Source organism: Shimia aestuarii (assembly GCF_900114635.1).
Taxonomy (GTDB): domain Bacteria; phylum Pseudomonadota; class Alphaproteobacteria; order Rhodobacterales; family Rhodobacteraceae; genus Shimia; species Shimia aestuarii.
The window spans coordinates 101,347-114,196 of record NZ_FOTQ01000004.1; the positions used below are offsets into that span (position 1 = coordinate 101,347).

At 60.6% G+C, this 12,850-nt stretch carries 15 protein-coding genes and 1 tRNA gene; 8 read left to right on the plus strand and 8 right to left on the minus strand.

Annotation, left to right across the window (positions count from 1 at the left end; all coding sequences use genetic code 11):
• Positions 1-22: 22 nt before the first annotated feature.
• The 5 genes from BMZ35_RS11480 (at position 23) to BMZ35_RS11500 (ending at position 3,760) form a co-directional block, all read left to right on the plus strand.
• Positions 23-1,015, plus strand: coding sequence for an SPOR domain-containing protein (locus BMZ35_RS11480; RefSeq protein WP_093093998.1), 993 nt, complete (start codon positions 23-25; stop codon positions 1,013-1,015).
• Positions 1,012-1,998 carry a glycoside hydrolase family 3 N-terminal domain-containing protein gene (locus BMZ35_RS11485; RefSeq protein WP_093094182.1) on the plus strand — a complete coding sequence of 329 codons (987 nt, stop codon included), beginning with the start codon at positions 1,012-1,014 and terminating at the stop codon, positions 1,996-1,998. The genes BMZ35_RS11480 and BMZ35_RS11485 overlap by 4 nt, the downstream gene beginning before the upstream one ends.
• 12 nt (positions 1,999-2,010) lie before the next feature.
• A complete protein-coding gene (locus BMZ35_RS11490; RefSeq protein ID WP_093093999.1) occupies positions 2,011-2,808 on the plus strand; it encodes a segregation and condensation protein A in 798 nt (265 codons plus the stop codon).
• Positions 2,801-3,457: an SMC-Scp complex subunit ScpB gene (scpB, locus tag BMZ35_RS11495; protein ID WP_093094000.1), complete on the plus strand. Its 657-nt coding sequence runs from the start codon at positions 2,801-2,803 to the stop codon at positions 3,455-3,457. Before BMZ35_RS11490 ends, scpB begins: the two co-directional genes overlap by 8 nt.
• An 87-nt stretch (positions 3,458-3,544) precedes the next feature.
• Positions 3,545-3,760 carry a hypothetical protein gene (locus BMZ35_RS11500; protein ID WP_131814368.1) on the plus strand — a complete coding sequence of 72 codons (216 nt, stop codon included), beginning with the start codon at positions 3,545-3,547 and terminating at the stop codon, positions 3,758-3,760.
• A gap of 33 nt (positions 3,761-3,793) precedes the next feature.
• Here BMZ35_RS11500 and BMZ35_RS11505 read toward each other — a convergent pair whose 3' ends face one another.
• The 8 genes from BMZ35_RS11505 to BMZ35_RS11540 form a co-directional block, all read right to left on the minus strand.
• Positions 3,794-4,879, minus strand: a complete 1,086-nt coding sequence (locus tag BMZ35_RS11505; protein WP_093094002.1) for a 2'-deoxycytidine 5'-triphosphate deaminase — start codon at positions 4,877-4,879, stop codon at positions 3,794-3,796.
• Positions 4,880-4,937: 58 nt separating this feature from the next.
• Positions 4,938-5,014: transfer RNA gene (locus tag BMZ35_RS11510), tRNA-Pro, on the minus strand.
• A 58-nt stretch (positions 5,015-5,072) separates the two neighbouring features.
• Positions 5,073-6,086, minus strand: coding sequence for a MerR family transcriptional regulator (locus BMZ35_RS21115; RefSeq protein WP_242654772.1), 1,014 nt, complete (start codon positions 6,084-6,086; stop codon positions 5,073-5,075).
• Between the two features lie 15 nt (positions 6,087-6,101).
• Complete coding sequence (gene ihfA / locus BMZ35_RS11520; protein ID WP_093094003.1) at positions 6,102-6,404, minus strand: integration host factor subunit alpha; 303 nt, start codon at positions 6,402-6,404, stop codon at positions 6,102-6,104.
• Between the two features lie 126 nt (positions 6,405-6,530).
• Positions 6,531-7,505, minus strand: a complete 975-nt coding sequence (locus BMZ35_RS11525) for a beta-ketoacyl-ACP synthase III (protein WP_093094004.1) — start codon at positions 7,503-7,505, stop codon at positions 6,531-6,533.
• A gap of 12 nt (positions 7,506-7,517) precedes the next feature.
• Positions 7,518-8,615 (minus strand): phosphate acyltransferase PlsX, encoded by a 1,098-nt coding sequence (gene plsX, locus BMZ35_RS11530; RefSeq protein ID WP_093094005.1) that lies wholly within the window; start codon positions 8,613-8,615, stop codon positions 7,518-7,520.
• A 22-nt stretch (positions 8,616-8,637) separates the two neighbouring features.
• Entirely contained in the window at positions 8,638-8,844 is a 207-nt protein-coding gene (gene rpmF, locus BMZ35_RS11535; RefSeq protein ID WP_093094006.1) for a 50S ribosomal protein L32, read from the minus strand.
• A gap of 152 nt (positions 8,845-8,996) precedes the next feature.
• Positions 8,997-9,554, minus strand: a complete 558-nt coding sequence (locus tag BMZ35_RS11540; protein ID WP_093094007.1) for a YceD family protein — start codon at positions 9,552-9,554, stop codon at positions 8,997-8,999.
• Between the two features lie 85 nt (positions 9,555-9,639).
• Here BMZ35_RS11540 and BMZ35_RS11545 point away from each other — a divergent pair, with 85 nt between their 5' ends.
• From BMZ35_RS11545 to BMZ35_RS11555, 3 genes are all read left to right on the plus strand, one after another.
• Positions 9,640-10,095: an outer membrane protein assembly factor BamE gene (locus BMZ35_RS11545; RefSeq protein ID WP_093094008.1), complete on the plus strand. Its 456-nt coding sequence runs from the start codon at positions 9,640-9,642 to the stop codon at positions 10,093-10,095.
• Between the two features lie 69 nt (positions 10,096-10,164).
• The gene (locus BMZ35_RS11550; RefSeq protein WP_093094009.1) at positions 10,165-10,902 is read left to right on the plus strand and encodes a GNAT family N-acetyltransferase; all 738 of its coding nucleotides are present in this window, start codon (positions 10,165-10,167) and stop codon (positions 10,900-10,902) included.
• A gap of 59 nt (positions 10,903-10,961) precedes the next feature.
• Complete coding sequence (locus BMZ35_RS11555; RefSeq protein WP_093094010.1) at positions 10,962-12,770, plus strand: ABC-F family ATP-binding cassette domain-containing protein; 1,809 nt, start codon at positions 10,962-10,964, stop codon at positions 12,768-12,770.
• Positions 12,771-12,850: the final 80 nt, after the last annotated feature.

Sequence of the window (12,850 nt, forward strand, 5' to 3'; positions counted from 1 at the left end):
CGCCGGTGGCAGTGAGGCGATAATGGCAGAGATTCCCTTGGGGACGCATGGCGTCAACCCGGATGAGACTCATAACGCTGGCAAGGTTGCGAACTGGGCCGGGGCGATCCTGTCCATGGCGCTGGTCGCGGGCACCTGTGTCTGGGGTTACAAGCTCTTGATGCGGGACGTGAGCGGTGTGCCCGTTGTGCGCGCGCTCGAAGGACCGATGCGGGAAAAACCCGATACGCCAGGGGGGCTCCCCGCCGAACATCAGGGATTGGCCGTGAACAAGGTGGCTGCGGACGGATCGGCAGAAAAGCCTGCGGACCGGCTGGTGCTTGCGCCGCCGCCGATTGCGCTGTCTGAAAATGACGCCGTGGTCACGCCGTCGAACCTGCCATCGGTGGATAGTGAAGAGTTGAAAGCTGCCAAGCCTGCGCCGCGCGCGTCAGCGATTGTCGCGCCACCCCCCCTTGAGAACAAGGAAAGCCTGTCGGTCGCAGAGCTGGCCGAGCAGTTGGCGGCAGGGGCCAAGCCGCTGAGCCAAACCGAAGAAGTAGAGACGCCCCCGGTCAAGACCGCGCTGGCGGATGTGGCGGCGTCGGAACCCGAGGTGGAAACACGCAAGCCGGTGATCGAGGGCGGTATCAAGCGGTCCTTGCGCCCGGTGCCGCGTCCGGCCGATCTGGCCGTGACCAAAACGAAGCCGGTCGAGCTGGCTTCGGCTGATACAGGTGCGATTGATGCCGTCCCGCGTGCGGTTGAAGCCTCGGAAATCCCCGCTGGCACGCGCATGGTGCAGCTTGGCGCCTTTGCCAGCCCCGAGATTGCCGCCGCGGAGTGGGATAAGCTGAATGCACGTTTTGAAGATTACCTGACCGACAAAACACGCGTGATCCAGAAGGCAACGAGCGGTGGGCGAGTGTTCTACCGTCTGCGTGCCATGGGCTTTGCCGATGTGAGCGATGCGCGCCGCCTGTGTTCAGCGCTCAAGGCGGAGAACGCCGATTGTATTCCGGTGACAACCCGGTGAGCGGATTTGGCGCGTGCATCTTCGGATGCGAAGAACCGCAGCTGCGCCCGGATGAACGGGATTTCTTTCGAGAGGTGCGCCCCTTTGGGTTTATCCTGTTCGCGCGCAATATCGTGGACAGTGAACAGGTTATTCGCCTCTGTGCAGAGCTGCGTGAGAGCGTCGGGCATGATGCGCCGATCCTGATAGATCAGGAAGGCGGGCGCGTTCAACGCGTGCGCGCGCCGCTCGCGACTGACTGGCCTGCGCCGTTGGAGCACGTGCAGGCCGCGGGGGACAAGGCTGCGCGGATCATGTATTTGCGCTATCGTCTGATCGCGCATGAGCTGCTGGCGTTGGGTATTGATGCCAATTGTACCCCCATGGTGGATGTCGCACGTGCAGAGACCCATGAATTCCTCAAAACCCGTTGTTACGGCGATGATCCGGCGCAAGTCGCGCACATTGGGCGCGCGGTGGCGGACGGGCTGATGCATGGCGGGGTTCTGCCCGTGCTCAAACATATACCGGGGCATGGGCGTTCGGTGCTTGATACGCATTTCGATCTTCCCTTTGTGACCGCGTCCGAGGCCGAGTTGGAGGCGGATTTCGCGCCGTTTTGTGCCTTGAATGACCTGCCAATGGGCATGACGGCACATCTGGTGTTCGAAGCTTTCGACAAAGAGGCCCCCGCGACACTGTCGCCGGTCATGATGCAACTGATCCGCGACAGGATCGGCTTTGGCGGGTTGATCATGACCGACGATATTTCGATGGAGGCCCTTTCGGGCACCGTTCCAGAGCGATCCGCGCGCGCGATTGCAGCCGGCTGCGACGTGGTTTTGCATTGCAATGGCCTCTTGCCGGAAAAGATCAAGGTGGCAGAGGCCAGCGGGCGGATGGGCGAAGCGGCCCAAGCGCGGGCCGAAGCCGTGCTTACCGCTCGGAAAACGCCCGACGAGGTTGACATTGAGGCCCTCACTGCGGAACTTAAAGCGTTCTGAACGGGCTGGGGTATGAGCGAGGCGGATATCGAGGAAACACAGCAGATTTCTGTTGCCGAGCGATTGGCAGCGGAAGCCCTGATCGTGGATGTGGATGGGTTCGAGGGGCCGCTCGACCTGTTGTTGACGCTGTCGCGCACACAGAAGGTGGACCTTCGCAAGATCTCAATCCTGCAACTTGCGCGGCAATATCTTGCTTTCGTTGAAAAAGCCAAGCAGCTGCGGCTTGAGCTGGCGGCGGATTATCTGGTCATGGCAGCGTGGCTGGCGTTTCTGAAGTCGCGTCTTTTGCTACCTCCCGATCCAACCGAAGAGGGGCCGTCGGGCGAGGAGCTGGCGGCGCATTTGGCCTTTCAGCTGGAACGCCTTCAGGCGATGCGGGACGTGGCGGCCAAGTTGATGGCGCGGGATCGCATGGGGCGCGATTTCTTCGTGCGGGGCATCCCGGAAGACGTGACGCGGGTGCGCAAGGTGACCTATTCGGCCTCGCTGTTGGACCTGATGCAGGGCTATGCGCGTATTCGTACGCGGGACGAGTTTCGCCCCTTTGTCATGGATCGGGATTCGGTTTTCACCATGGAAGAGGCGCTTGAGCGGATGCGGGGCATGATCGGGTTTGCCGGGACATGGACGGATATCCTGAGCTATCTGCCCGTTGGGTGGGAGAGCGATCCCAAAAAACGGCGCTCGGCCACGGCGGCGACCTTCGCTGCATCTCTGGAACTGGCCAAAGAAGGCAAGGTCGAGATCCGACAGGCCGAGACATTCGCACCGATTCAAGTGCGCAGGAAAGATGAAGGTTATGTCTGAAGGCATTGAAACCCAAGAAGAAAGCCTATTTGAAGCGCCGCCGATGGCGGAACAGGAACGCATGTGTGAAGCGATTCTGTTTGCCAGTGCCGAACCGGTGACGATTAAGGAAATGAACGCCCGCATGCCGCATGGTTGTGATGCCGCAGAGGCCATGGTGCATCTGCGCAAGCGCTATGAAGGGCGCGGGGTACGGGTGGTCAAGGTGGGGGATGCCTGGGCGATGCGCACGGCGCCGGACCTTGGGTTCCTGATGCAGAAAGAGATGGTCGAGACCCGCAAGCTGTCGCGGGCGGCGATCGAGACACTGGCAATCATAGCCTATCACCAACCAGTCACACGCGCTGAAATCGAAGAGATTCGGGGTGTATCGGTAAGCCGGGGGACAGTGGATCAGCTTCTTGAGATGGAGTGGATTCGCTTTGGACGGCGGCGTATGACGCCGGGCCGACCCGTGACCTTTGTGGTGACGTCCGAGTTCCTTGACCATTTCGGCCTTGAAAGCGCGCGCGATCTGCCGGGGCTAAAGGAACTGCGCTCGGCTGGTCTGCTTGAGAACCGCCCGCCGCCCGGTGCCATGCCATTGACACCGTCAGATGAGGACGACGAAGAGGCGGCTGAAGGGCAAAGTGAATTGTTCGAGGATTGAGGACAATCCGTTGATTGGTGGGGCTGTGGTCTTATTCTGGGCACAATTGATCCCTATCTTGAATGACGAGCAGAAATGGAGGGCGTCATGAACGTCAATCAACTCGTCAACATGATCACCCGCATGTTCGTGCGTAAGGCCGTGAATGGCGGCATTCGCGCTGGCATGAACGCCATGTCGACTCCGGACAGCGCCGGGCGTGGCCAGCCACGCAAGAAACAGGGCGGCGGGCAGGGTCCAAAGATGGACACCAAGCGCGCACGTCAGGCGATGCGCATGGCGCGTCGCGCCAGCAAGTTCTGAACTCTTGCTTTTTGAGGGATTGCCAAGCCGCCGTCAGGCGGTTTTCGGCGTTTTGAAGTGCTTGGACAGTTTGAGGCCCTGGCCCTGATAGTTCGAAGCAATACCCGCGCCGTAAAGCTGATCCGGGACATCCGCCATGCGTTCATAGACCAGACGCCCGACGACCTGCCCATGTTCGAGCACGAAGGGCGCTTCGTGACAGCGCACTTCCAGAACGCCACGTGACCCGGTGCCACCAGCGGCGTCATGGCCGAACCCGGGGTCGAAAAAGCCTGCGTAATGCACGCGGAATTCACCAACCATCGCCAGAAATGGTGCCATTTCAGCGGCATAGGCCGGAGGGATATGCACGGCCTCGCGGCTGACAAGAATGTAGAACGCGCCGGGATCAAGGATGATCTGGCCGTCCGAGCTGTGCAGTTCTTCCCAGTATTCGGCCGGGTCGTAATGGCCGATATTGTCGAGATCAATCACCCCGGTATGGGGCTTGGCGCGATAGCCGACCAGCGTGCCGGAGGCGGGTTTCAGATCGACTGAAAAGCCCAGGCCATCGCCGATCACGGCCTCGCCATCAACCAAGGGAGTGCGCTCGTGGACGCCGCGCAGGTCGTCATCCGTCAGGATGCTCTGTCCGGCGCGGAAACGTATCTGGTTGAGCCGCATGCCGGGGCGCACCAGAACCGAGAAAGAGCGGGGGCAGATTTCGGCGTAAAGCGGGCCAGTGTACCCTTGGGGGATGCGGTCAAACTCGGTCCCGCCGTCGGTGATGGTGCGGGTCAGGAGGTCGAGCCGACCGGTTGAGCTTTTGGCGTTCGCGACAGCCTGCACCGTGTCAGGGAGCGCCAAACCTTCCATGAGCGGCACGACATAGACGCAGCCCTTTTCCAGCACGGCCCCATCGGTGAGGTCGATGCGGTGCATCTCGAATTCTGTAAGCCGGTCGGCCACCGTGCGATCGTTCCCGGCAAGGAAAGAGGCGCGCACGCGATAGGCGACCTGCCCAAGGCGCAGATCAAGAGAGGCGGGTTGCACCTGTCCCTCGACAACCGGGTGGGTTGTGGTGATCTCGCCAGAGACCAGCATGTTTTCAATGGTTTGGCTGGGCAATACGCCTGTCATCGTCTTCCCCCCGGATACAAAAAACGCCCGTGCCTTGCGGCAAGCGGGCGGTTTTGATTGGTCGGGCTAGCAGGACTCGAACCTGCGACCTTCCGTCCCCCAGACGGACGCGCTACCAGGCTGCGCCATAGCCCGACGATGGGCTGTTCATAGCGAATTTGAGGGCAGGGGCAAGTCAAAAACGCAACTTTCCTCACGCGGTTTCGGATTCACCGGCGCGGGTGCGAAGGGCTTCGAGCTGTGCCACGAGTTCCGCAGCGCGGGGGCGGTCCTTGGCGGCGATTCTGTCGGCCTTGGAGAGTTCGATCAGGAAGGCATCGCGGGAAAACTCGTTCTGCGCCGAGGCCGGGCGTTTCGCGTCGTCGTCGGCCTCGTCCAGTTCCTCATCTTCCGCGTGATCTGAAGTGGAGGGCGGTGTGTCGTCGGCCGCGTTCACGAGTGCGGAAAGCGTCTCGGAGGGGCTGTCATCTGCCGGGTCCTCGGGTCCGTCGTCAGCGACGGTCTGATCGGTCACACGATTGATGAAGGCAGGGATCGTATCCTCCGCCGGGGCCATGTCATCGTCATCCGAGCCATCCGCTGCGCCGCTTTCAAGCGTGTCCTGCGCGTGGGTGAAAAGATCGCTGATACCCCCGGCTGGCGGGGTGTCGCGGGTGGCAAATGGCGCGGTCACACCGTCTTCTTCCTGAGAGTCTTCGTCGGCGTCGTCCCCGGTATCGGCGAGGGCCGTCGCGTCGGCTTGCACCAATTCTGGCAGGTCGTCCTCTTCGCTGGAGGCGCTTTCGGCCTCAGGCAAATACTCTTCCTCTTCGGGCAGCCCGTCATCTTCCGGCAGGTAGTCTTCGGCTTCTGACGTCACATTCACCGGCGCGGGAACAGGTTGCGCGGGCTGGACAGCGGCCTCGACGGTTTTGGAAGTTTCTTCTTCTCCCTCAAGAGGTTGGGAGAGGCCAGAGACGTATTTGACGCCCTTTTCCCGGAGCAGCTTCTGGGCACCCTTGATGGTCAGGCCGTCATCATGCAGCAGTTTCTTGATCCCGCCGAGCAACAACATGTCCTGTGGGCGGTAATAGCGGCGGCCCCCGGCGCGTTTGACGGGCTTCACCTGGGGAAACTTGCTTTCCCAGAACCTGAGGACATGAGCTTGGGTATCCAGCCATTCAGCGACTTCGCTGATGGTTCGAAACGCGTCGCGGGATTTGCCCATGGCGGCCGTCCTGTCTTACTTCTTGTTTCCAGCCGCGACGCGGTCCTTCATCAGATGCGAGGGGCGGAAAGTCAGTACGCGGCGCGGGTTGATCGGAACCTCTTCGCCGGTCTTGGGATTGCGGCCAACACGGGCGGCCTTGTCACGCACGCTGAACGTGCCGAAGGAGGAAATTTTTACCTGTTCGCCGTCAACCAGCGCATCGGACATATGGGCCAGAACGCTTTCGACAAGCTGTGCAGAGTCGTTCCGGGAAAGTCCAACCTCACGAAAAACCGCTTCGCTGAGATCCATGCGTGTCAATGTCTTGCCGGTCATTCCGGTCCCCCCTGTTCCTCGTTTCTAGAAACATAGGGGGAATGGAATTTCCGAGTCAATAAAAACGGCTTGTGATCAGCCGATTATCTTTGATGCAGACCAATGGGTTAGAGGCGATTTTTGAGCCTACCAGCGCAGAACGACCGCGCCCCAGGCCAAACCGCCACCGATTGCCTCGGCCACAAGAAGATCGCCCTTCTTGATTTTCCCACTGCTCACACCGACCGACATGGCCAGCGGGATGGAAGCCGCGGAGGTGTTTCCGTGGTCCTGAACCGTGACGATGACGCGGTCCATCGGGACGCCCATCTTGCGAGCGGTCCCCTGGATGATGCGGATGTTGGCCTGATGCGGAACGATCCAGTCCACGGCGTCGTCATCGAGCCCGATCTTGGTCAGGGCCGCGTGGGCGGTGGAGGTCAGTTTTTCGACGGCCTGACGGAACAAGGCATTGCCCTGCATACGCAATTTTCCGGAATCTCCCGTGGTGGACACGCCGCCGTCGACATAAAGCATATCGCGATAGCGTCCGTCCGAATTGAGATCGGAAGACAGCACACCACGGTCCGAAATCTCTCCGCTGCCGTCCTGCGCTTCGAGAACGAGCGCGCCCGCGCCGTCGCCAAACAGCACACAGGTGGCCCGGTCGGTCCAGTCCATGATACGTGAAAATGTTTCGGCGCCGACGACAAGCACGCGTTTGGCCTGTCCCGAAACGATCAAGGCATTGGCATTGGTCAGGGCAAAGATGAACCCGGCACAGACGGCCTGAACGTCGAAACCGAAGCCACGGGTCATGCCGAGCTTGCTCTGAAGCATGGTGGCGACCGAGGGAAAGGTCAGGTCAGGCGTCGAGGTGGCGACGACGATTGCGTCGATGTCATCCGGCGTCAGCCCGGCGTCTTCCAATGCGGCACGTGCGGCAAAGGTGGCCAGATCCGAGGTGGTTTCGTCTTCGGCGGCGAAATGCCGGCGCTCGATTCCCGAGCGCGAGCGAATCCATTCATCCGACGTATCCAGCGATTTTTCGAACTCGGAGTTAGGAACGACCCGTTCCGGCAAGTAGTGGCCTACGCCAATCACCACGGCGCGTGTCGTCATATCAATGCCTTGCTAGTTATTTGTTTCGCTGCTTTGCAGCGTATCTTGGGGCAGTGAGACAGCGGATGCAACCCGCGCTGCAAGCTTTTGCGAAAAGCCTGACTGACCAAGTTTGAAAGCGAGCTTGACGGCTGCGGAAACGCCGGTGGCGTCAGAGCTGCCGTGTGATTTGACCACGGTGCCGTTCAGGCCAAGAAACACGCCGCCATTGACCCGGCGCGGATCGATACGTTTGTTCAGGCGATTGAGCGAGGTATAGGCGAGCAGGGCAGCGAGACGCGACAGGGGCGAATATTTGAACGCCTCGCGCAGGAGGCGCCCGATCAGGCTGGCGGTGCCCTCACCGGTCTTGAGCGCTACGTTGCCGGTGAACCCGTCGGTGACAATCACGTCGGCCACATCGCCGGGCAGGTCACGGCCTTCGACGAATCCCACGAACTCGAAATTGGCGCTCTCCGCGTTTTGGGCGATCAGCTCGTGAGCTTCCCTGAGTTCCGGGCGGCCCTTGTGCTCTTCGGTGCCCACGTTCAGCAGACCCACGCGGGGGCGTTGAAGCTCCATACCGTTGCGGGCATAGGACGCCCCCATGAGCGCGTATTGCAGCAGGTCGTGTTCGTCAGCGCGGATATCTGCGCCCGCATCAAGCATGATGTTGAACCCCTGGGGATTCGCCGATGGCCAGAGCACGGCGATGGCGGGGCGGTTCACTCCGGGCAGTTTGCGCAGGCGGACCACGGAGAGCATCATCAGGGCGCCGGTATTACCGCAGGACACGCAAACATCGGCTTCGCCATTGCGCACGCAGTCCACCGCCGACCACATCGAGGTGTTCTTTCCGTGGCGCATCACTTGGCTAGGCTTGTCTTCCATAGACACGACGTCTTCGGCGTGGCGAATCTCGACACGGCCAGCAAGAGGCTTCTTGCGGGCGACCAGTTTTTCCAGCTGGGGTTTGTCACCATGCAGAATAAACCCGATATCGGGGTTCTTCTTGGCAGACAGCGAAATGCCGGCAACAACTGCTGCCGGCCCGCGATCGCCACCCATGGCGTCAACTGAGACGATGGTGCGCCCGTCTTCCGCGTTTGCTGTCTGAGTCAAACCGGCCATGAGGGCGCAGATCCCGAAAAGGTTATGCCGCGTCTTCGTCCAGATCGACGTCATCGACCATTGCAACGACTTCACGGTCGTCATAGTGGCCGCAGGACGCGCACACGTGGTGCGGACGCTTGAGTTCGCCGCAGTTGGGGCATTCGTTGGGGTTCGCTGCAACCAGGGCGTCGTGTGCACGGCGGTTGTTGCGGCGCGATTTCGATACTTTGTTCTGCTGGACAGCCATTGTCGCAACCTTCGATTTACTGGGGTGAATGACAGCGCATTGCACCCGATTTCCTGAGCGTCCCGAGCCTCTACGCGACCTGCGCGCCCGAGTCCAACTCTAAATTCCAATGAGCGCGCGAAAATACTGTGAAATTCGCGCAACGCAAGCCCCTATTTGCCACCCTCGTCGGACAGTTTGTCCCGTAGCGCGGCAAGCCCGGCAAATGGGCGTGCATCTTCGTCGGTCATGGCCTGTTTGCCGGGTTCTGTAAAGACTGTTTCGTCAAGAGCGGCCCCTTCGCTGCGCGGATAAAGCGGTAGGTTGAGGGCAAGCGACTCGGTCATGATCGCCGAAACGTCGATCATTGTGCCAAGCGGCTCGGCATTTTCGTCTTCGGGCATTTCTACCTCTTCCTCGTCACCAAGGTCGGGCATGTCGGCAAGAAAGTGCCGTTCAACATCGACTTCGAGTCGGGTCGTGACCGGATCAAGGGTCAGCACGCAGGGTTGGATCACCGTCGCCCCAAGATGTGCCTGCAGGACCCAGTCGGCAGAACCGCTGGCGGACAAGGTGCCCTTGAACAGCAGCTTGCGCAGGCCAAGCAGCCCGAGATCCACGGCAATCTTCTCTAGCGCCGCGGCGGCGGGGCGCAATTCAAACGAGGTGGCACGGTTCTGAGGCAGATCGGCAACGCGAAAAACGGCTGAGATGTCTGATTTCCCGGGCATGTGAGGCAGCTTCCATTCTTGAACCGAGGGCATTCCTTCTGTAAGCGGGATAGAAGGCAGAAAAGGCCAACGCAAGAGGGCAGGCATGGCACGTCGCGGCAAAGCGCTGAAATCAATCGTCTTCGGGGCGGCCCTGTTGGTGGCGGTGTCCTGTACCACGCAGTACCGGAACCATGGCTATGTCCCGTCTTCGGAAGACCTCGCTGCGGTCACGCTGGGCGTGGATACGCGCGACACGGTTGCCGAGTCCCTTGGCACCCCGTCGGCCGGAGGTGTGCTGGACGATAGTGGCTATTACTATGTCCGCTCGAAGGTAAGGCATTTTGGTGCCATGAAACCCGAGGTCATCGAACGCCAGGTTGTTGCCATCAACTTTGACAGTCGGGGAATTGCCCGCAACGTGCAGCATTATTCGTTGCAGGATGGAAAAGTTGTTCCACTGGTGCGGCGGATCACGGATAACGGGTTGACCGAAACCAGTGTTATCAAGGCGTTGCTCGGCAATATCGGCAACTTCAGCCCGACCACCTTCGGCGGCTGATCGCCGGTGTCATTCCTCTGTCACGCGTCTGGCACTATATTGAGGTCAGAGACAGATGCGAGGCCGGGTATGGTTGCATTGAGCAGGGGGCGGTATCGCGCCAGAGTGGCAAGCGATACATCTGATATCGAAGCGGCGCAGCAACTGCGGCACCTCGCTTTTTTTGGGGGGGGCGTGGATGGATTGGACGTGGACCCGTTTGACGACATCTGCACACATATCCTTGTCGAAGATGGTGCCTCGGGGCAGTTGGTCTGTTGTTTCCGTTTCCTTACCTTGAATGGGGGGGACGAGATCGAACGCAGTTATTCGGCGCAGTTCTATGAGTTGAGCGCGCTCAGGGCCTTTGACGGCCCCATGGTCGAAATGGGACGGTTCTGTATTCACCCGGCGTTCAAGGATGCGGACATCCTGCGTGTGGCCTGGGGCGCGATGACGGCCTATGTTGATGAAAAAAATGTGGAAATGTTGTTCGGGTGCTCGTCATTTGCGGGCACGGATACTGGCGAATACCTGGATGCGTTTGCCATGCTGCGCGATCGCCATATCGCGCCGCGCCGCTGGCTGCCCAAGGTGAAGGCGCCCAACGTGTTCCGTTTCGCGGCGCGGCTCCGGCGCAAACCTGATCCGAAACGAGCGCATTTGAGGATGCCGCCCTTGCTGAGGACCTATCTGATGATGGGCGGCTGGGTCAGCGACCATGCGGTGGTCGATCCGCAAATGAACACGCTGCATGTGTTTACCGGGCTGGAAATCCGGGCGATTCCCCCGGAGCGCAAGCGGTTGCTACGGGCGATTGCCGGTTGAGCAATCCGGGCCGATGAAAGGCAGTTGACCGGACCGACGCGGCGGTTTAGCCGGGGGCCATGGCACGTATACCCCTTTTGCAGATGAGCGACATATCCCTGACCTTTGGCGGGGATCCGGTGTTTGATGACCTGAACCTTGTGGTGCAACCCGGTGACCGGGTGGCGCTTGTAGGACGGAACGGGTCCGGCAAGTCGACCCTGATGAAAGTCATGGCCGGACTGGTGGAGCCGGACCGGGGCGACATCGTGGTTCCGCCGGGCATCAGCGTCGGATACATGGAGCAAGACCCTGACATGGCAGGGTTTTCCACATTGGGCGAGTTCGCGTCAGCTGGGCTTGATCCGGGCGAGATGTACAAGGTGGAACGCGCGGGCGAAGGGCTGAAATTCGATCCTGATCGCGCGGTGTCGACGGCGTCGGGGGGTGAACGCCGCCGCGCGGCGCTGGCGCGGTTGATGGCCGAGGCACCGGACCTGATGCTCTTGGACGAACCGACCAACCATCTGGATATCGAGGCAATCGGCTGGCTGGAAGAAGAGCTGAAGGCGACGCGGGCGGCCTTTGTCCTGATCAGCCACGACCGGGCATTCCTGCGTGAACTTACGCACGCAACTCTTTGGATTGACAGGGGAATGGTGCGCCGGCAGGAAAAGGGGTTCGCGGGGTTCGAAGCCTGGAGGGACAAGATCTGGGAAGACGAGGACGTGGCCCGCCACAAGCTTAATCGAAAGATCAAGGCCGAGGCGCGGTGGGCCGTGGAAGGCATCAGTGCGCGGCGCAAGCGCAACATGGGTCGGGTGCGGGCGCTGCAGGATCTGCGGGCAGAACGCGCGGCGCAGATCAAGCGGCAGGGTGCTGCGGCGCTGGAGTTGAGCGCGGGGCCGAAATCCGGGAAAAAAGTGATTGATGCCAAGTTTTTGTCAAAGGCTTATGATGGCAAGGACATCGTGCGCAATTTCTCGATCACGGTGCAGCGCGGCGATCGGGTGGCCTTTGTCGGGCCGAATGGGGTGGGCAAAACGACCCTGATCAAGATGCTGATGGGAGAAGTGGAACCGGATGCGGGGACCGTGACCTTGGGCACCAACCTGTTGCCCGCGGTGTTCGATCAGGCGCGCAGCAAGCTCGACCCGGAGATGAGCCTTTGGGATAGTCTGACGGGCGATCCCGAGATGCGGGTTTCGGGCAAGGCGGACCAGGTGATGGTGCGCGGGAATCCCAAGCATGTTGTTGGTTACCTTAAAGAATTTCTGTTCGACGAACGTCAGGCAAGGGCGCCTGTCCGCTCGCTGTCTGGCGGTGAAAAGGCGCGTCTGTTGCTGGCCAAGCTGATGGCCAAGGAAAGCAACCTGTTGGTGATGGATGAACCGACAAACGATCTCGATGTGGAGACGCTCGACCTGTTGCAGGAGTTGCTGGACGACTATGACGGCACGGTTCTGCTGGTGAGTCACGACCGGGACTTTCTTGACCGGGTGGCGACAACCACGGTGGCGATGGAAGGCGACGGACGGGCCGTGGTCTATGCCGGGGGCTGGACGGATTACCGCCGCCAGCGCACAGATGACGCGCCGGCGAAAACCGTTGCGAAAACAAAGCCCAAGGCGGAAAAGGTCAAGCCGGAGAAGGCACCGAAAGAGGGGCTGAGCTTTACCGAGAAACACCGACTGGAAGAGCTGCCCGGGGTGATTGACCGGCTGGGGGCGGAAATCGCAAAGCTGGAAGAGTTCATGGCCGACCCGGAATTGTTCACCAAAGAGCCGGTGAAGTTTCAGAAGGCGACCGAGGCGCTGGTCGAGCGCCAGAAGGCCCTGGCGGCTGCCGAGGAAGAATGGCTGATGCTCGAAGAAAAGGCCGAAGGGTAGGCCGGATAGGCGACTCAAAGGTTAACGCCCTTGTTTTGCTGGATTTGCGCGTCGGTTTGACGTCGGTATCACGTCGGTAT

Bases quoted from the DNA above. Each gene is read 5' to 3' on its own strand.
- BMZ35_RS11480 (WP_093093998.1), top strand. From the start codon at position 23: ATGGCAGAGATTCCCTTGGGGACGCATGGCGTCAACCCGGATGAGACT.
- BMZ35_RS11490 (WP_093093999.1), top strand. From the start codon at position 2,011: ATGAGCGAGGCGGATATCGAGGAAACACAGCAGATTTCTGTTGCCGAG.
- scpB (WP_093094000.1), top strand. From the start codon at position 2,801: ATGTCTGAAGGCATTGAAACCCAAGAAGAAAGCCTATTTGAAGCGCCG.
- BMZ35_RS11500 (WP_131814368.1), top strand. From the start codon at position 3,545: ATGAACGTCAATCAACTCGTCAACATGATCACCCGCATGTTCGTGCGT.
- BMZ35_RS11505 (WP_093094002.1), bottom strand. From the start codon at position 4,879: ATGACAGGCGTATTGCCCAGCCAAACCATTGAAAACATGCTGGTCTCT.
- BMZ35_RS21115 (WP_242654772.1), bottom strand. From the start codon at position 6,086: ATGGGCAAATCCCGCGACGCGTTTCGAACCATCAGCGAAGTCGCTGAA.
- ihfA (WP_093094003.1), bottom strand. From the start codon at position 6,404: ATGACCGGCAAGACATTGACACGCATGGATCTCAGCGAAGCGGTTTTT.
- BMZ35_RS11525 (WP_093094004.1), bottom strand. From the start codon at position 7,505: ATGACGACACGCGCCGTGGTGATTGGCGTAGGCCACTACTTGCCGGAA.
- plsX (WP_093094005.1), bottom strand. From the start codon at position 8,615: ATGGCCGGTTTGACTCAGACAGCAAACGCGGAAGACGGGCGCACCATC.
- rpmF (WP_093094006.1), bottom strand. From the start codon at position 8,844: ATGGCTGTCCAGCAGAACAAAGTATCGAAATCGCGCCGCAACAACCGC.
- BMZ35_RS11540 (WP_093094007.1), bottom strand. From the start codon at position 9,554: ATGCCCGGGAAATCAGACATCTCAGCCGTTTTTCGCGTTGCCGATCTG.
- BMZ35_RS11545 (WP_093094008.1), top strand. From the start codon at position 9,640: ATGGCACGTCGCGGCAAAGCGCTGAAATCAATCGTCTTCGGGGCGGCC.
- BMZ35_RS11550 (WP_093094009.1), top strand. From the start codon at position 10,165: ATGGTTGCATTGAGCAGGGGGCGGTATCGCGCCAGAGTGGCAAGCGAT.
- BMZ35_RS11555 (WP_093094010.1), top strand. From the start codon at position 10,962: ATGGCACGTATACCCCTTTTGCAGATGAGCGACATATCCCTGACCTTT.